A 17633-nucleotide genomic window follows, 5' to 3' on the forward strand; every position below is an offset into this window, starting at 1 on the left:
GCGCGCCGTGGCCACAGGGCAGGATGTTGCGCATGAGCGAGCGAAGCGAGTCGGCCGGCGTACCCGGCAGCGGCCTGGTGAAGGGGCTGGCGGTCACGCTCAAGACGATGACGAAGCGCTCCACCACCCAGCAGTACCCGGACGTCGCGCCGGACCTGCCGCCCCGCTCGCGCGGGGTGATCGCGCTGATGGAGGAGAACTGCACGGTCTGCATGCTCTGCGCCCGCGAGTGTCCGGACTGGTGCATCTACATCGACTCGCACAAGGAGGAGGTGGCGGTGCCCGGCGCGGCCCGGCCCCGCCAGCGCAACGTCCTCGACCGGTTCGACATCGACTTCTCGCTCTGCATGTACTGCGGCATCTGCATCGAGGTCTGCCCCTTCGACGCGCTCTACTGGTCGCCCGAGTTCGAGTACTCCGAGTACGACATCAAGGACCTGCTGCACGACAAGGAGCACCTGGGCGAGTGGATGGCGACCGTGCCGCCGCCGCCTGCGCACGATCCGCAGGGTGAGCCGGCCAAGGAGGAGACCGCCGCCGCGCGCAAGGCCGCGGTCCCCGCCGCGTCCGCCGCCCGGCCGACCGCCCCGGCGGTACGCCCCGAGCGCCGCCCCGCCGCCCGCCCACCCGCCGCCGAGCCCGGTGCCGCAGGTGCGGGTACGCCCGAACCCGATGCCGGGGAAGGCACTCCCGCGTGACCGGGGTGGACGCCCTGCTGTTGGCTCTCGGCGCGGTGGCGGTCGGGTCAGGGGTGCTGGTGGTGGCGACCCGCCACCTGGTCCGGGCCGGGCTCTACCTGGTGGTCTGCCTCGGCGCGCTGGCCGGGATGTACCTGGTGCTCTCCGCCGAGATGGTGGCCTGGGTGCAGGTGCTGATCTACGTCGGCGCGGTGGTGGTGCTGCTGCTGTTCGCGGTGATGTTGACCCGGGCGCCGATCGGTGCCTCCGACGACCTGGACCGCCCCGGCTGGCCCGCCGCGTTGATCGGCGGCGGCGTCGGGCTGGGGCTGTCGGCCCTGCTCGTCGACGCGTACCGCTGGACCGCCGTGGAACTGCCCGAGCCGGGCAACGCCGAGCGCATCGGTGAGCAGGTCTTCGGAAGCTGGGTGCTGCCGTTCGAGGTGCTCTCCGTACTGCTGCTCTCCGCGCTGGTCGGCGCGATCGTGCTGTCCCGGCCGGACATCGGCCGGGCGTCGCGCGACCGGGCGGAGGCGTCCGACGGCGCGTCGCAGGGTGGCGCGGCCCAGGGGCGGTCGCGGTGAGACCGGTCATCCCGTACGTCACCGCCGCCCTGCTGTTCGGCCTCGGCGTCTACGGCGTCCTGCGGCGGCGTAACGCGGTGCTGGTGCTGATGGCCGTGGAGTTGATGCTCAACGCGGTGAACCTGATCCTGGTCACCGCCGACACCACGGCCAAGGCGTTGCTGCCGCACGGCGGGCAGGTCTTCGCCCTCTTCGTCATCGTGCTGGCCGCCGCCGAGATCGGGGTGGGGCTGGCGATCGTGCTCCAGCTCTATCGGATGCGGGCCAGCGTCGCGGTGGACGAGATCCCGCTGGCCGAGCGCCCGGCCGACGAGCCGACGCGGGTGACCGCCGGTCCGGCCGTGGTCGCGGAGGGGGAGCGGTGAGCGCCACGACGCTGCTGGGTGTGCTGCTGCCGGTCGTCCCGCTGGTCGCCGGACTGACCGGCCTGCTGCTGCCGCCCTCGCCGCGTGGCTCCGCCCTCGGTGCGGATCCGGCCCGCCGGGCGGCCGTCGCGCTCGGCGTGACCGGTGCGGCCGGTGCCCTCGCCCTGGCCGTGGCCCTGCTGGTCACGCTGGACGGCCCGGTGGAGGCGTCGACCACCTGGATCGACCTCGGCGGTCTCACCGTCACCCTCGGCGTACGCCTCGACGGGGCCGCCGCGCTGGTCGCGGTCGCGGTCACCGCCGTGGCCCTGGCCGTGCAGGTCTACTCGACCGGTTACCTGACCGGCGGTCCCCGCGAGGACGGGGACGTGGACCATCGCTACCCGCCGTACGCGGCCCAGATCAGCCTCTTCACCGCCGCGATGCTGCTGGTGGTGGTCTCCGGGGACCTGATCCTGCTGCTGGTCGGCTGGGAGGTGATGGGCCTCTGCTCGTACCTGCTCATCGCCCACGACCGGCGGCTGCCGGAGGCACCGGCCGCCGCGATGAAGGCGTTCCTGGTGACCCGGGTCGGCGACGTCGGCTTCCTGCTCGGCATCGCACTGCTCGGCGTCTCGGCGGGCAGCTTCCGGATCCACGAGGTGCTCGTCCACTCGCACGACACCACCACGCTCACCGCCGCCTGCCTGCTGTTGCTCGCCGGGGTGGCCGGCAAGAGCGCCCAGTTCCCGTTGCACACCTGGCTGCCCGACGCGATGGCCGGCCCGACCCCGATCTCCGCGTTGATCCACGCCGCGACCATGGTCGCCGCCGGGGTGTACGCGGTCACCCGACTGTGGCCGCTGTTCGAGGCGACGCCGGTCGCGCTGGCCGTGCTCGGCGTGATGGCGTCGGTGACGCTGCTGCTCGGCGCGCTGGCCGCCACCGCACAGGACGACATCAAGCGGGTACTGGCCTGGTCCACCGTCTCCCAGCTCGGCTACATGACCGGAGCGCTGGCCGTCGGCTCGCCGCCCGCCGCCCTGTTCCACCTGCTCACCCACGCCGCGTTCAAGGCGCTGCTGTTCCTCGCCGCCGGTGCGGTGATCCACAGCGTCGGCACCGCGCTGATGTCCCGGATGGGCGGGCTGCGGCACACCATGCCGGTCACCTTCTGGTGCATGCTGATCGGGCTCGGCGCGCTGGCCGGCGTACCACCGCTCTCCGGATTCTGGAGCAAGGAGGGCGTACTGGCCGCCGCCGCCGACGCCGTGCACGGCGACGGCCCGGCCCCGGCCTGGGTGGGCTGGCTGGTGCTGGTCTCCGGGCTGGTCGGGGTGGCGATCACCGCCTGGTACGCCACCCGCCTGCTGCTGCGGGCCTTCTTCGGCACTCTGCGCACGCCGCAGCTCCAGCCGCACGACCCGCCCGCCGCCCTGCGCTGGCCGCTGCTGGTGCTCGCGGTGCCGGCGGTCCTGCTCGGCCTGGCCGGTTTCTCCACCTGGTTCACCGACCGGCTGCGGTCCGGCGTGTCGTCCGGTCAGGCAGAGGTGTCCGAGCTGGTGCACATCGGGCCGCTGATGATGTTGCCGCTGGCGCTGCTGCTGGCCGGGGCGGCCCTGGCCGGGCGGCGTGACCCGGCGGTCGACCCGGCCACCACGCTGGGTCCGCTGCGGCCGGTCCTCGTCCGCGCGTTCCGGCTCGACGACGTCCAGCACGCCCTGGTGGTACGCCCGACGACCGCGCTCGGTCGGCTGGCCCGTACCGCCGACGAGCGGGTGGTGGACGGCGCGGTCACCGGCACCGGCCGGGCCGCCCGCGCGCTCGGCGGCGGGCTGGGCACCCTGCACCGGGCGGCGCTGCCCCGGGCGGTCGTCGCGGTGCTGGCCGGTGCGCTGCTGCTCGGCCTGGCCGCCGTCCTGATCGGAGGAGCGGCATGACGTCCGGGGAAGTCCTGCTGGTGGCGGTCCTCGCGCTGCCGGCCCTCGGCGCTCTCGCGGTGGCGGCCACGCCACACGACCGGGGCGCGCGGGTTCTCGGCACCGTCGTCGCCGCGCTGACCCTGGTCGCGGCCGTCGCCCTGGTCGTCGGCCGGGACGCCGGCTGGTCGGCGTACCGGCCGGACGACACAGCCGGGGCGGTGCTGCCCTGGCACACGGTCGACCTGCCCTGGGTGCCCGGCCTGGACCTGCGCTTCCACCTCGGGGTGGACGGCATCTCCTGGCCGCTGGTGGTGCTCACCGCCCTGCTCACGCTGCTCTGTTGCGGCTACAGCCTCTGGCGGGTGCCGACCGGCGGCAGCGGGAAGGCACTGGTGGCGCTGCTGCTGGTGGTCGAGGTCGGCATCCTCGGCACCTTCCTCGCCCTCGACCTCGTGCTGTTCTTCCTCTTCTTCGAGGTCGTCCTGCTGCCGATGTACGCGATCATCGTCGGCTGGGGCGGCGACAGCACCGACCTGGCGGCGGTCGACGCGCGGCGGCGGGCGGCCCGGAAGTTCGCCCTCTACACGCTGTTCGGCTCGGTGCTGCTGCTGGTCGGCGTGTACGTCGTGGTGGCCGCCGCCGGCACCGCCGACATCGTGGCGCTGACCGGCGGCACGGAACTGTCCAGGACCACCCAGCTCACCGCGTTCACCCTGCTCGCGGTCGCCTTCGCGGTGAAGAGCCCGCTCTGGCCGCTGCACTCCTGGCTGCCCGACGCGCACACCCAGGCGCCGACGGTCGGCAGCGTGCTGCTCGCCGGTGTGCTGCTCAAGATGGGCACGTACGGCCTGATCCGGGTCGCCGTCGGGGTGGCACCGGAGGGTGCCCGCTGGGCGGCACCGGTGCTCGGTGTGCTCGCCGTCGCCGCCATCCTGGTCGGCTCGCTGGTCTGCCTGGCACAGAGCGAGCTGAAACGGCTGATCGCGTACTCCAGCGTGGGGCACATGGGCTTCGTGCTGCTCGGGATCGCCACCCTCACCGCCACCGGCATCCAGGCGGCGCTGATCGGCAACGTGGCGCACGGCATCATCACGGGCCTGCTGTTCTTCCTGGCCGGCGCGATCAAGGACCGTGCCCACACCGGGGCGCTGAGTGAACTGTCCGGGCTGCGGGAGACCGCACCCCGGCTCTCCGGGCTGCTCGCCTTCGCGGCGGTCGCCTCGCTCGGGCTGCCCGGCCTGGCCGGCTTCTGGGGCGAGGCGTTCGCCGTGGTCGCCGCGATCCAGGTGGGCGGCGCACTCTGGACCACGCTGGCCGTGCTGGCCGCGATCGGCGGGGCGTTGACCGCCGCGTACCTGCTGCGACTGTTGCGTCGGGTCACCCACGGGCGACCCACACCCACGGTCAACGCCCTCGGCCCGGGGATCGCCGGGGCCGAGTTGGCCGCCTGGGCACCGCTGGTGCTGCTGACCCTCGCCGTCGGACTGGCTCCGACCCTGGTGCTGGGCGTCGCCGAGGCACCGGTGGCCGCCCTGGTGGGAGTGCTGCCATGAGCGAGCGTCAGCGAGTGAATCGTCATTGCAGGGCGTTGGTGTCTCGTGGCGGCACGCAGCGGAGCGGAGTGCCGGCATGAGCGAGCGTCAGCGAGTGAATCGTCGGTACAGCGCGGTGGTGTCTCGTGGCGGCACGCAGCGGAGCGGAGTGCCGGCATGAGCATGGTGCAGAGTGTCGATCACGTCGCGTTGCTCCCGGCGTACCTGGCCGCCGGGACGGCCGTCCTGGTGCTCGTGGTGGACCTGCTGCTGGCCCGTCCGGCGGCGACGGTGGCCACGGCGGTCACCGGTGCGGTCGCCACCGCCGTGGGGGCGGCGGCGGTCGGGGTGCTGCCGGATCGGCGGACGTTCTGCGTCGGCGCCGACTGCTCGTACGTCTTCGGTGGCCGGGCCGCACTGGTCGCGGCGCTGGTGGCGTTGCTGATGGTCGGGGTGCTGGCGCTGTCCGGGTCGGTGCTGCGCGACGGGCGTACGCCGGTGGGGGAGTACTGCTTCCTGCTCGCCTGCTCGATGACCGGTGGCGTGGTGCTCGGCGCGGCCGGTGACCTGATCACCCTGATCGTCGCGGTGGAGGTGCTCACCCTGCCGCTGTACGTGCTGGTGGGGCTGCGCCGGGGCAGCCTGGCCAGTGCCGAGGCGGCGGTGACCTTCTTCGTGGTGAGCGTGGTGGCCACCACGCTGACGCTGCTCGGTGCCGCGCTGCTCTACGCGGTCACCGGCGCGCTGCACCTGGAGCGGCTGGGCGGGCTGCTCGCCGACGGGGCACTGCTCGACGTGCCGCTCACCACGGTGGCGGTGACGCTCGTGGTGGCGGGACTGGCGTTCAAGGTGGCGGCGGTGCCGTTCCACGTCTGGGCCCCGGCCACCTACGACGGCGCGCCGCTGCCGGTGGCCGCGTACCTGTCGACGGCCTCGAAACTCGGCGGGGCGGTCGCCCTGCTGGCCGTGGTGCAGCACGCGTTGCCGGCCGAGGTGACCGGCCCGGTGCTGGCCACGGTCGCGGTGCTGACCATGACGGTGGGCAACCTGGTGGCGCTGCGCCAGCGGCGTACGGTGCGGTTGCTGGCCTGGTCCTCGGTGGCGCAGGCCGGGTACATCCTCGCTCCGCTCGGCGCGCTGGCCCTGGCCGATTCCGACGCGCGCACCGGTGCGTACGCGGCTGCTCTGGCGTATGCGGTCTTCTTCGTGGTGTTGGAGCTGGCGGCCTTCGCCGGGGTGGTGGCGCTGCGCCCGGCCGGCGCGGACGGCGGCACCCTGGACGACCTGCGGGGTGCGGCCCGACGGCATCCGTGGATCGGTGGGGGCCTGGCGTTCGCGCTGGTCGGGTTGGCGGGTCTGCCACCGGCGCTGGCCGGGCTGTTCGCCAAGGTGACGGTGGTCCGTTCGCTGCTCGGCGGCGAGGCGAACTGGCTAGCCCTGGTGGTGGCGCTGAACGCGGTCATCGGCCTGGCCTACTACCTGCGCGTCGCCGCGTCGCTCTACGGGCCGCCCGGAGATACCGCCGCGCCCGCCGTCCGGCCGGGACGGGCGGTGCTCGCCGCGCTGGCGGTGGCGACACTCCTCGCCGTGGTGGTCGGGTTCGCGCCGCAGGTCGTGCTGGATCTCGCCGGGGGCTGACCGCTACCGCACTCCTTGGTCATGACTGTCGTTCAGGTAACTCTCAGTCATGAAGCGGATGGTTAACGGGTACCGGGTTGTTGTACCGGTCAGCGGATCCCGTCATCCGTGCACCGAAGGAGTGATCGTGCACCACAACCGTCTGAAGACCGCCGCGTTGCTCGGCCTGCTCACCTCGCTGATCCTGGCGGTGGGTTACTGGTTCGGCGGCAGTGGCGGACTGGTCGTCGCCGTCCTCGTCTCGCTGGCGATGAACGGTTTCACCTACTTCTACTCGGACAAGCTGGCGTTGCGCTCGATGCGGGCGCAGCCGGTCACCGAGGCGCAGTTCCCGGAGCTGTACCACATGGTGCGGGAACTGGCCGCCGAGGCGCGGCAGCCGATGCCCCGTCTCTACGTGAGCCCGACCGCCCAGCCGAACGCGTTCGCCACCGGGCGCAACCCGCAGAACGCGGCGGTCTGCGTGACGCAGGGGATCGTCGAGATCCTCGACTACCGCGAACTGCGCGGCGTGATCGGCCACGAACTGTCCCACGTCTACAACCGGGACATCCTGATCTCCAGCGTGGCGGCCGGTCTGGCCGGCATCATCACCATGCTGGCCAACCTCGCCCTGTTCATCCCGCTCGGCGGCAACAGCGACGAGGACGGCCCGAACCCGGTCGTGTTGCTGCTCACCATCATCCTGGGCCCGCTCGCCGCGACCGTCATCCAGCTCGCGATCAGCCGCAGCCGGGAGTTCCAGGCGGACGCCTCCGGTGCCGAGCTGACCCGCGACCCGCTGGCCCTGGCCAGCGCGCTCCGGAAGATCCACATGGGCACCCAGCGTCGGCCGTTGCCGGCCGAGGGCCAGCTCACCAGCACCGCCCACCTGATGATCGACAACCCGTTCAAGGGCGGTGGCATCTCCGCCCTGTTCGCCACGCACCCCCGCATGGAGGAGCGTGTGGCCCGGCTGGAGCAGATGGCCGCCCAGAGCGGCCCGGTCCGCTACCAGCGCTGACGCACCACCCAACCCCTTCGCCGCCCGCGCCGGGTCACCCGGCGCGGGCGGCGCTTCGGTGCGGCCTGTGAGCGCGATAACCATGTTGACCGACGCCACCGGGGCGTTAGGGTCTAAACGAATCTGGCTCATTACATCAGCGGTGGGGGTAAACGGTGGTCGGGCTGCGCCGGTATCTGAGCGTCTGGCAGATCCCAGGGGCACCGACCCTGCTGGTCACCGGCATCCTCGGGCGACTCGGGATCGGCATGACGCCGCTGGCGCTGCTGCTCGTCGTGGAGCAGGTCACCGGCCGGTACTCGCTGGCCGCCCTGGCCGGCGGCTGCTACGCCCTCACCGGTGCCGCGCTCAGTCCGGTCGCCGGACGGATCGCCGACCGGATCGGCCCCACTCCGGTCCTGGTCGGCACCGCGATCGCCCATCCGCTGGCGCTGATCGGGCTGCTCCTGTCGGCCCGCTCCGACACCGTGCCCTTCGCGTGGGTGCTGGTGGCCTCGGCGCTGGCCGGTGGGTCGTACCCGCCGTTGACCGCCGCCATCCGGGGCGCCTGGAACGACCTGACCAGTGTCTCCTCGGGCCGCTACCACCTGCGTAACACGGCTCTCGCCGCAGAGACGACGCTGTTCGAGATCGTCTTCGTGCTCGGCCCGCTGCTCGTCGCCGGCTTCATCCTGTTCGCCGACGCCGGAGCGGCCCTGATCGGCGCGGCCGTCGTCACCCTCGTCGGCACCGTGGCGGTGGCGCTCGGCAGCACCATGCGGGGCTGGCAGCCGCACTCCCGTGAGCACCGCACCCGAGGGCTCGGCCCGCTACGGGTCCCCGGCTTCCCGGCGCTGCTGCTCTGCGTGGCCAGCCTCGGCATCGCGTTCGGTGCGACCGGTGTGACCGTGCCGGCGTTCGCCACCCGCTACGCCGCCGGCGACCCGGACAGCCTCGCCGGTGTGCTGCTGGCCGTCTGGGGGATCGGCAGTGCGATCGGCGGGTTCTGGTTCGGCCTGCGTCGTCCGGCCCGGAACATGACCCGCCAGTTCGCCTGGCTGCTGGGCGGGGTGGCGAGCAGCTTCGTGGTGTTCGCCGCGATGCCCACGGCGGGCGCGCTGGGCGTCGCCCTGGTGATCGGTGGTGCCACCATCGCGCCCGCACTGACCCTGGAGAACACTCTGGTCGGGCGGATCTCCCCGCTGGGCATGCTGAACGAGGCGTACACCTGGGTGGTGACCATGTCGGTCGGCGCGAGCGCGGCCGGCGGTGCCGTCGCCGGCCTGATCGTCGACCAGGCCGGCGGGGTGCCCTGGGCCTTCCTGTTCGCCGGTGCGGCGGTCGCCGTCGGGGCCGGGGTGGCGGCCCTGCCCGGCGGCCCCATCGCCCGCGCCGAGGCCGAGGCGGTACGCCTCGAAGCGCCGGTCACCGTCTGACCGTGCCCCGAACGCCCGTCCACGTCAGGGGCGCAACGCGCGGAGCACGTGCGCGACGAGTGCGTCGGCATACTCGTCGGTGAGTGGCCCCAGGCGGAGCAGCCACCGCTGGTACAGCGGCGCGTAGAGCAGTTCGAGCGCCAGGTCCAGGTCGGCGTCGGCGCGGATCTGCCCGGCCCGCTGCGCGCTGCGCAGCCGCTCCCGCTTGGCCTCGTCCACCGGAGCCGCCAGCCGTTCCCGGTACTGCGCGGCCAGCTCCGGATCGGCGGCGATCTCCAGGTTGAGCGCCCGGATCGGTGCCTCGAACGCCGGGTCGGCGAACTCCGCGACGGTGGCCCGCAGCACCGCCCTCAGGTCGGCCTCGATGTCCCCGGTGTCCGGCAGCACCACACCGTCGGCCTCCTCGCTCAACGCCAGGAACGCGTCGAAGACCACCGCCCCCTTGGACCGCCACCACCGGTAGATCGTCTGCTTGCCGACGCCCGCCCGTGCCGCGATGGCCTCGATGGAGAGCTTCGCGTACCCGACCTCGGAGACCAGCTCCCGCGTGGCCGCCAGCACGGCCTGCCGGGATCGTTCGCTGCGGCGCGCCGGGTCCGGACGCTTCGGTGCCGGTGCGTGGGTTGCGGCCTGGGTCGGGTCGGTGTTTCTCGGGGGCGGGGACATGGGCTTGAGCATATCGAGAGTGAGACGAGACGGTCCGTCTTGACGGATCGGTGTCGGCGGAGCAGACTCGATCCGTCAAGCGAGACGGGACGTCTCGTCTCATGCGATCAGGGGAGGTGCGGGGTGACAGATCCTCGCGTGTGGTTCGTCACCGGAGCCAGCCGTGGCCTGGGCCGGGCGGTCACCGAGGCCGCTCTGGCTGCGGGGGACCGGGTCGTCGGGGCGGCCCGGGACGTCGGCCCGCTGGCCGAATTGGTCGCGCGCCACCCCGACCGGCTGATCGCGCTGCCCCTGGACGTCGCCGACCGGTCCGCCGTCACGGGGGCGGTGGACCGTGCGGCCGAGGCGTACGGCCGGCTCGACGTCGTCCTCAACAACGCCGGCGGGATGCTGCTCGGCATGTTGGAGGAAGCCACCGAGGAACAGATCCGGCAGCACTTCGACGTCAACTTCTTCGGCGCCGTCTGGGTCACCCAGGCCGCCATCCCGCACCTGCGTGCCCAGGGCGGCGGTCGCCTGCTCCAGGTCACCTCGATGGGCAGCGGAGGCGGCGTGGCCTCCGTCGGCTTCTACGCGGCCGGCAAGGCCGCACTCGACGCGCTCAGCCAGTCCGTGGCGATGGAACTCGCGCCCTTCGGCATCAGGGTCAGCATCGTGCAGCCCGGCGGCTACGACACCGGCCTCTACACCTCGGGCACCACCACGACCGAACCCCAACCGGCGTACGCGCCGTTGCGCGCGAAACTCGCCGAACTCTGGGGCGACGACGCGGGCCCACCGCCCGAGACCGCCGTACCGGTCATCATGCAACTGGTCGACCTGCCCGAGCCGCCGCTACGCCTCATCGTCGGCAGCGACTCCTACGACATCGTGCAGCAGATGGAGCAGGCCAGAGTCGACGAGTACCGAGCCTGGGAGACTCTCAGCCGCCAGGCACCCGGCTGAGCCGCGCGTACCACCACCGCACCGCGACGCCTCGCGCCCGGCCCGGATCGGCGGTGCGGTTCGAGGCAGGGCAGCCGAAGCCGATCTGGCCAGCCCGACCGGCTGGGGCGGCAGCGCCGTCGGCAGTGTGGACGCGGCACGGGGCGGCCGGCGGAACACCGCCCGCCGGCCGCCCCCGGGTGCTCCTCGGGGGCGGCCGACAGCGTGGGCCACTGCCTCAGCGGTAGTTGTTGAACTGCAGGGCGACGCCGAAGTCCTCGCCCTTGAGCAGCGTGATGACGGCCTGCAGGTCGTCCTTCTTCTTGCCGGTGACCCGAAGCTGGTCACCCTGGATCTGCGCCTGGACCCCCTTGGGACCCTCGTCGCGGATCTTCTTGCTGATCGCCTTGGCCTTCTCCTGGTCGATGCCCTGGATCACCTTGGCATCGATCTTGAAGATCTTGCCCGACGGGCGCGGGTCGCCCGCGTCCAACGACTTCATCGAGATGTTGCGCTTGACCAGCTTCTCCTTGAAGACGTCCAGCGCGGCCCGCACCCGCTCCTCGGTCTCCGCCTGGAGGCTGATCGCCTCCTCGCCCGACCAGGAGATCTCCGCGCCGGTCCCCCGAAAGTCGAACCGCGTCGCGAGCTCCTTCTCCGCCTGGCGAAGGGCGTTGTCGACCTCCTGGCGGTCGACCTTGCTCACGATGTCGAACGACGGGTTCGCTGCCATGCTCATGCTCCTGCTGTCTGGCTGGTTTGTGATCCTTTGCCCCCGATGCCCAGGGGTACGACTCCCTGACGGTACCCGGTTGCGGCCGAGCCGGGAGTAGCCGCTATCCTTGCTTCCGCTGCTGCGCCACGGCGCGGTGGCACGCCCTGGCGGGTTGCCCGAGCGGCCAATGGGAGCGGACTGTAAATCCGTCGCGAAAGCTACAGAGGTTCGAATCCTCTACCCGCCACCAGGTGCGAGAGCGGCCCCTGACCAGCAGAGATGCTGATCAGGGGCCGTTCTCGTTGATCTAGCTCCGTCCGGCTGAGTCCAGCCCGTTGCGACTCGTCGTGGGCATATCGTGGGCGGGTTGATCAAGCCGTCGTGTGGTTCGGCGCTGCAGTTGCGGACGGCGCTGTGTAGACGGCTGAGGCGGTCTGTGGCTGCGGGAGACGGGCCGGTGGCAAGCCAGTCCGGGTTTTGGACTGGCGCGGCAGACGGAAGCCCTGAGCCGGCTGCTGGGCCAAGTTGGTCGGCTTCCGCACCGCCTGGAGCTGATGCGGCCGTCGGGATCTCCATATGGGGGCGGCTGCCCGGCGGCCTTCGGTGGCTGACCGCCCCGGCGCCGTAGGCGGCCGGGGCGGCTTGCCGCCGGCCGGGCTCACCGCCCCGCACCGCGCGAAGCGCGGTGCCTTGATCCAGAAGAGAGCAAATCGGCAGTGGGGACTCTCGCTTAAGAGTTGACGATTGCGGGGAGCCGTTGGCGAAATTCCAAATCTATCCCAAGATCCGAAATGCATTTCACCTTAGCTCTGTCCCTCTACCGCCGAACCGAAGTCGAGTTGGCCTTGGCCTGCGGACTCGTCCGAGTATCCGGAAGCGGAGATTCCCAAGGTGGTTGCGTCTGATCCAACTTTTATCGCGGCCACCTTAGCCAAAAAGTCCTTGTGGGCGCGCTTCGTTAGATCGAGTAGGCCATGCCAGGTTTGATGGGCAACCCGGGAGTCTGACTTCAGTGAGGAGAGCGCCACTGCACCGAGGCGGTCAATATGGTCGACTACAAATGTAAGTCGCCGGATGGGAAAATGTCTGCCGAGTTCGGGATTGGCATCCAAGAAGCTGGTCAGCGCTTGGAGGTAGTCGATTCCACGACCGTACTCGTAGTCAGTGAGTTGATATCGAAGCCTTTTAATTTCCACGATCCAGAGTTGCCCGGCGTCATTGAGCATGACGAAGTCAGGCTCCCTCTTAGGATTCTCGATTGCCGATGTTACGATCATTTCGCCGTAGTTCTTGGCGTACCAAGCCTCAAAGCTTCCTCGCACTCGCTTCAAGGACTCGTTCATTCCCAGCGGAGTCCATTCTGGGGAAAGTAGCCACGGTGCCTGCTCAATCAGTTCTTGAAGAGGGCGCTCAAGCGTTGTGCCATCCGAGATAAGTTCCTCAAGTTTCGAGATTACTTCAAGTCTCTCCTCAGCAACCTGACCCAGCGAATACATCTCCGCCAAGCGTGCTCGGTGGAAGAGAGCCATTACAGCGTCGATCGTGGTAGCAGTTGTTTCAGCCACCTCCCGAAGCGTCCCTAGGAGGGTGCGGTGGGGGCCAATCGATATTGCAAGGTTCGCGATCTGGTCGACATGGTCCTGGTTGTTTAGCGCCTCCGGGTCTAGATCTTTCACCAGAAGCTTCGCCGCTTCCGTGACCGACTCTCTCAACTCGGGTTCGCTCGGTGCCGCTTGGTCTAGACGCTTCTTGAGGTCGGACTTTCTTTCGAAGTCCTTCCACGTTTGGTTGCGAACCGCCTTCTCGGCTCGTTTGCCGAGTTCTCTGATGAGTTTCTGGCCCCAATTCTTGAGCGCCTCGCCTTGATCCGATGACCACAGAATGTCTTGCCGGTCAGAGCGGACTAAGTCGTCTTCTTCATCGAGCCACTCTGCATGAAGTTCGCCTACAAGGTAAGACCGCATCTTGTATTCGCCCGTGAAGCCCGCACCAATGTCGAAGTCACGGGTTTGCGCGACAATCTTCCCACGGGCGTAAACCCGAACTCCCGCCATCGCCGGATCCTTGTACGGTTTCCGGGAGAAAGCAACGAATCCCGTAACCGGAAGGAAGCTATCTCCGAAGGGTACGGGTCGATCGGCAAGATCGATGCAGGTATCCTCAAGGTAGTCTATTTTTAGGCTTCCGAGCTGGAATGGATCCCCGCTATTCAAAGAGTCCTGGATGGTCACCACCCAGTCGTCCCGGGAAATGCCAAACCGTGCGGACAATTGTCGATCGAGTTCATCGCGGCTCGGCACCTTTTTGCGGAAGAAGTCGCGTAGCTTAATGACCGTTCCCGATGAATCCGAGAAGCTTCCATCAAGTGGGCCTGGCGCCGGGTTGTACTCTTCGTCAGTGTCGGCAATTATGTCTGTCAGTCGTAGCACAATGTGAGACACCCGCCAGCCGTTGGGTGTCTTCTCGCCGCCGGCCGTTATGACCTCAACGGTTTGACAGATTCCAAAAGGTGCGAGCTTGCCGATGCCTTTACGTCCCATGACGGGGCGCAGCTTCGAACGCGATTTATCGCTGCCTGTGCGCTTGCGGCGATCTGCCCCAACCGACAGGTAATGGCGGTTCAGCTCTTCATCCGTCATCCCATGGCCGTTATCTGAGATCACAATTTCGTACCGTTGAGACACGGCCTGAATTTGCTCAAACGGGACTAGAGGCATTTGGTCCGGGTGGACGCGGTCCTCCAGTCCTACGTTCTCCGCCGAGGTTGTTGTGTCGAGGACCGGTCTAACTTCGGCGGGTCCTGACCCGGCGGCAGCAGAGCTAAGGAAGGCGTTCCACGGCAGAGTGATGTCTACCGCCTCCGCGTCCGCGTCGTAGGAGTTGGCGATCAACTCGGCTAGGACGGCTGTGACTCTGTCGTAGAGCTTGATGCCCAACTTGTCGATCGTCAGGCGGCTGATCCTCATGGTGTACTTCGGACCTGCGGGTGCGTCATCGCCTGGAGTCCGGGCATCTGGCACTCGGACAGGGGCGGGGCCACTCGATTGTGACGAAGGCTCCGCAGGGTCTGGAGCTGGTTGCTGCATGTCTTGCACGAGCCCTCCCGTGTGGACGTAGGTGAGCATCGTCACGCACGGAGAGGTCAGCGCGCCACCCCTTCGTAGATCCGGTGGTTACGGAACGTTGCCGTCGTGCGTGGGCGGAGATCATGTACCATGCCTCCGTGGACCGCCTGACATGCATCGACCTGTTTGCCGGTGCTGGTGGTGCTACTGAGGGCTTGCGAGCTGCTGGCTACGATGTGGTCGGTGCAGTAGAGGTTGATCCGGACGCTGCGGCCTCGTATCAGTTGAATCATCCTGAAACAAGTCTCTGGCAGCGTGATATTCGGTCTCTGCCGGCCCGAAAACTCCGACAGGAGAGCGGGCTTGCCGTCGGGGAACTGACTTTGCTGAAAGCCTGCCCCCCATGTCAAGGCTTTTCGACTTTAGCTCGCGGTGATGACAATAGCAGTGCTAACGACCGGAACGATCTAGTTCTAGATGTCGTGCGCTTCGTCCGCGCTTTTCGGCCTGCTGTCATTATCCTAGAGAATGTTCCAGGGCTTGAGCGAGATGCTAGGTTCAGCCGGATCAAACGATCAATAGCGGAACTGGGCTACGCTCTGAATTCATTCAAGCTCGACGCCGCCTCGGTGGGAGTGCCGCAGCGGCGACGTCGACTAATCATGATTGCGGTTCGAGGGCGAAAAGTTCAGATTCCGATGGTGCCGCGAGATCTTCTTGGTGAGTGGTTTGTAGACCAGCCGCGAACGGTTCGAGAGGCGCTGGTTGAACTGGCGTCAGCAATTACCTCTACCGACTCTCTCAATATGCATCGTGTGCACTCGCCGAAGGTCATGGCTCGAATTTCCGCTGTGCCTATCGGCGGCAATAGATTCGACCTTCCTCCGGAACATCAGTTGACGTGTCACGTCAACCTTGGCCGCAGAAGTGCCACCGCCTCATACGGTCGAGTGCGCCTGGACGAGCCGGCGCCAACTATGACTACCCGGTGCGCCACGCCAGCCTGCGGCTCTTTCATTCACCCTACCGAACACCGCGGCCTGACGCTCCGGGAAGCGGCGACGTTCCAGACTTTCCCGTCCTCCTATCAATTTTCGGGAGGGTTCGGATCGATTGAACGCCAGATCGGTAATGCTGTGCCAGTTCGGATGGCGCAGGCCCTAGGCGAAGCTGTGAAGGCGCTGCTCCCCATTTCTGCTATCCCGGCAAGCCTGCCGTCCTGAGCATCCTGCTCTCGGGGGAGTTCTGAAGTACATTATCTCCGGTGATAAGCGTTAGGCGGAGGTAGGCGCGGCAGGCTTCGAGTGCTGAAGCCTCGTTCATTTTGGTAAATATCGTTACGTGAGAGTTCGTTTGATTAACAGGGGCGGTGTCGCCTTCACGACTTGCCCAGCCCTCATTCCCTGAAAGTCTTCCACCACTTAGCTGGGCTGGAATGTCTATAGACTGGCCTGGTGTAGTCGATACACCCTCATGACCGTCTCAACCCTGCCTTCTGTTCGCGTAATGCTCTCACGCTCGATGAGCGACGTTCCGACCTCGACGTCGAACAGGGCTGCTAGCTGCGGATCGGCAGCAACTTCACGTTGCCTCGGCTCTGCGTTACCGGCCGGGCCAGAGTGGGAATTTGCGTAAGTTCCCCTGCCGTGCTCGGTGGTAGCTAACCCGTCCTCTCTCAGGGCGGCGATGGCCTGCCGGATTGTGCCCCGACTTGCCCGGAACTCTGCCGTGAGGGCGCTTTCGGCTGGCAAGAGGGTGCCAGCGGGGATGGCCCCGCTCTCGATGCGCCCGCCGCAGCTCGGCGGCGATGATGCGATAGCGGGGCTGTCCGTAGTGCGGGGTGGGCACCTTCTCACCGTACCTGGCACTTGTCTTACCAAGTGCCAACCAACGTTGTCGTTTTGATGTGTAGACAACTCGTCCACTTGTAGGTACGTTTCCGTGTGTGCGGCTGGGTAGATGACGTGTATCTGGGGTGGTGCTCGGCCCGGTCGCGCGTGAGGCGTGGCGTCCTAAGGGGCCCGTAGCGGTGGCCGCGCGTACAAGGTGGCTCGGCGATACCCGAACCGTCCGGCGTCGGACGGTCGCCGTGCCCTCTGTCGGGCCGGCGGCCGGCTAGTCCCCCTGGTCGGCCGCCGGCTCTCCAACATCTGGAGGTACGATGCCTGGCTCCCATCGTCGATGTTTCTGGTTCTCGTTTTGGCGTCGACAATCGAAGCGGGCCGAATCCCTAGCACATAGCCAGTACGGGAATTCCGCCCCTGCTCGCAACGCCGATCCGCTGCGCTCGACGATTGAGCAGACCCGTGAGTTGCCGGCGCTGCGTCATGCGCCGTTGCTGGCCAGGGATCAGATCTCTCGGGGTAACGGTGGGCGGTGGCTGCGTTGAGTCAGACGGGTCGGCGGCCTGCCGTAGCGAGCCACCCTGCGTGGTGTTCGCCGGATCGATGCGGACACCTGGTGCCGCCTGTGCTGGCGCATATGGCGCGACGTCACCGGGGCGTGCTGCTGCGAGTCGGTGAGGTTCGGGCGTCCGGGCTAGTCGTGTCGTACTTGATCGGCTCCGATGATGAACCGCCGACGGTCGTGGTGCACGCCTCCTGCAGGTCCGGCGCTGGCTGGGCTGAACTCACCCTCTCGCAAGCGCGACAACTGGTCGATCAGATTGGCTCGCTCCTGACGCGAGCCACCGGTCCAATTGAGGGACAGCATGGGCGGCAGTGACGAGCCGACCGACACCCCGACGGCCAACACTGCCGACGAGGCGTCGTGTCCTGACTGGTGCCGGGGCTGCGGGCCGAACGATCCGATGCATCGGGGGCTGCTGGCCACGATCGGTAGTGAGGGTGGCGGCTGGGTGAGTCTGCAACTGCTCCTGGACCGGTTCCGGCGTCGTGAACCGGCCGTCAAGGTCAGCGCGACCCGCTCCGGCGGCACGGAATCGGTGCTGTTGTCGCGGGTGCAGCTCGATCGGCTGATCTACGAACTGACCTACGCCCGGTGGAGGGTCATGACCAAGGGACAACCGTTGGAGGGACACTATGACCGCCACTGACCGTAGCTCCCGCCGTACTCCGGTGCCTGCGCGTCGACCGCGACGGCCGGTGGTGGCCGTGGAACCGGTCCCGGAGCGGCCGGCAGGTGGGAC

The 17633-nt window shown here is 68.5% G+C and carries 15 protein-coding genes and 1 tRNA gene; 12 read left to right on the top strand and 4 right to left on the bottom strand.

Annotation, left to right across the window (positions count from 1 at the left end; genetic code table 11):
* Nucleotides 1–32 precede the first annotated feature (32 nt).
* From ACIBMZ_RS01950 to ACIBMZ_RS01985, 8 genes are all read left to right on the top strand, one after another.
* The gene (locus tag ACIBMZ_RS01950; RefSeq protein WP_396690181.1) at nt 33–698 is read left to right on the top strand and encodes a NuoI/complex I 23 kDa subunit family protein; all 666 of its coding nucleotides are present in this window, start codon (nt 33–35) and stop codon (nt 696–698) included.
* Nucleotides 695–1261: an NADH-quinone oxidoreductase subunit J gene (locus ACIBMZ_RS01955; protein ID WP_396690183.1), complete on the top strand. Its 567-nt coding sequence runs from the start codon at nt 695–697 to the stop codon at nt 1259–1261. Before ACIBMZ_RS01950 ends, ACIBMZ_RS01955 begins: the two co-directional genes overlap by 4 nt.
* Nucleotides 1258–1626 carry an NADH-quinone oxidoreductase subunit NuoK gene (nuoK, locus tag ACIBMZ_RS01960; protein ID WP_396690184.1) on the top strand — a complete coding sequence of 123 codons (369 nt, stop codon included), beginning with the start codon at nt 1258–1260 and terminating at the stop codon, nt 1624–1626. Before ACIBMZ_RS01955 ends, nuoK begins: the two co-directional genes overlap by 4 nt.
* Nucleotides 1623–3545, top strand: a complete 1923-nt coding sequence (locus ACIBMZ_RS01965; protein WP_396690186.1) for an NADH-quinone oxidoreductase subunit L — start codon at nt 1623–1625, stop codon at nt 3543–3545. Before nuoK ends, ACIBMZ_RS01965 begins: the two co-directional genes overlap by 4 nt.
* Nucleotides 3542–5080, top strand: a complete 1539-nt coding sequence (locus tag ACIBMZ_RS01970; RefSeq protein ID WP_396690188.1) for a NuoM family protein — start codon at nt 3542–3544, stop codon at nt 5078–5080. The genes ACIBMZ_RS01965 and ACIBMZ_RS01970 overlap by 4 nt, the downstream gene beginning before the upstream one ends.
* Before the next feature lie 156 nt (nt 5081–5236).
* On the top strand, nt 5237–6697 hold the full coding sequence (locus ACIBMZ_RS01975) for an NADH-quinone oxidoreductase subunit N (RefSeq protein ID WP_396690190.1): 1461 nt from the start codon (nt 5237–5239) through the stop codon (nt 6695–6697).
* A 127-nt stretch (nt 6698–6824) separates the two neighbouring features.
* The gene (gene htpX, locus ACIBMZ_RS01980; protein ID WP_396690191.1) at nt 6825–7700 is read left to right on the top strand and encodes a zinc metalloprotease HtpX; all 876 of its coding nucleotides are present in this window, start codon (nt 6825–6827) and stop codon (nt 7698–7700) included.
* 155 nt (nt 7701–7855) lie between these two features.
* Entirely contained in the window at nt 7856–9115 is a 1260-nt protein-coding gene (locus tag ACIBMZ_RS01985; protein WP_396690193.1) for an MFS transporter, read from the top strand.
* Between the two features lie 24 nt (nt 9116–9139).
* Here the strand turns inward: ACIBMZ_RS01985 and ACIBMZ_RS01990 are convergent, their stop codons facing one another.
* Nucleotides 9140–9781 (bottom strand): TetR/AcrR family transcriptional regulator, encoded by a 642-nt coding sequence (locus ACIBMZ_RS01990; protein ID WP_396690195.1) that lies wholly within the window; start codon nt 9779–9781, stop codon nt 9140–9142.
* A gap of 123 nt (nt 9782–9904) precedes the next feature.
* Between ACIBMZ_RS01990 and ACIBMZ_RS01995 the strand changes: the two genes are divergently transcribed.
* Nucleotides 9905–10726 carry an SDR family NAD(P)-dependent oxidoreductase gene (locus ACIBMZ_RS01995; protein ID WP_396690197.1) on the top strand — a complete coding sequence of 274 codons (822 nt, stop codon included), beginning with the start codon at nt 9905–9907 and terminating at the stop codon, nt 10724–10726.
* 217 nt (nt 10727–10943) lie between these two features.
* Here the strand turns inward: ACIBMZ_RS01995 and ACIBMZ_RS02000 are convergent, their stop codons facing one another.
* Nucleotides 10944–11438, bottom strand: a complete 495-nt coding sequence (locus ACIBMZ_RS02000; protein WP_350692913.1) for a YajQ family cyclic di-GMP-binding protein — start codon at nt 11436–11438, stop codon at nt 10944–10946.
* Nucleotides 11439–11586: 148 nt separating this feature from the next.
* Here ACIBMZ_RS02000 and ACIBMZ_RS02005 point away from each other — a divergent pair.
* Nucleotides 11587–11670: transfer RNA gene (locus ACIBMZ_RS02005), tRNA-Tyr, on the top strand.
* 553 nt (nt 11671–12223) lie between these two features.
* Here ACIBMZ_RS02005 and ACIBMZ_RS02010 read toward each other — a convergent pair.
* A complete protein-coding gene (locus tag ACIBMZ_RS02010) occupies nt 12224–14386 on the bottom strand; it encodes an ATP-binding protein (protein WP_396690199.1) in 2163 nt (720 codons plus the stop codon).
* Nucleotides 14387–14643: 257 nt separating this feature from the next.
* Between ACIBMZ_RS02010 and ACIBMZ_RS02015 the strand changes: the two genes are divergently transcribed.
* Complete coding sequence (locus ACIBMZ_RS02015; RefSeq protein ID WP_396690201.1) at nt 14644–15708, top strand: DNA cytosine methyltransferase; 1065 nt, start codon at nt 14644–14646, stop codon at nt 15706–15708.
* 216 nt (nt 15709–15924) lie between these two features.
* Here the strand turns inward: ACIBMZ_RS02015 and ACIBMZ_RS02020 are convergent, their stop codons facing one another.
* Nucleotides 15925–16410 (bottom strand): GntR family transcriptional regulator, encoded by a 486-nt coding sequence (locus ACIBMZ_RS02020; RefSeq protein ID WP_396690203.1) that lies wholly within the window; start codon nt 16408–16410, stop codon nt 15925–15927.
* 785 nt (nt 16411–17195) lie between these two features.
* Here ACIBMZ_RS02020 and ACIBMZ_RS02025 point away from each other — a divergent pair.
* Nucleotides 17196–17540: a hypothetical protein gene (locus ACIBMZ_RS02025; protein ID WP_396690205.1), complete on the top strand. Its 345-nt coding sequence runs from the start codon at nt 17196–17198 to the stop codon at nt 17538–17540.
* The last annotated feature ends 93 nt before the right edge of the window (nt 17541–17633 follow it).

Origin of the sequence: Micromonospora sp. NPDC049900 (assembly GCF_044461025.1) — a bacterium.
Lineage (GTDB): Bacteria > Actinomycetota > Actinomycetes > Mycobacteriales > Micromonosporaceae > Micromonospora.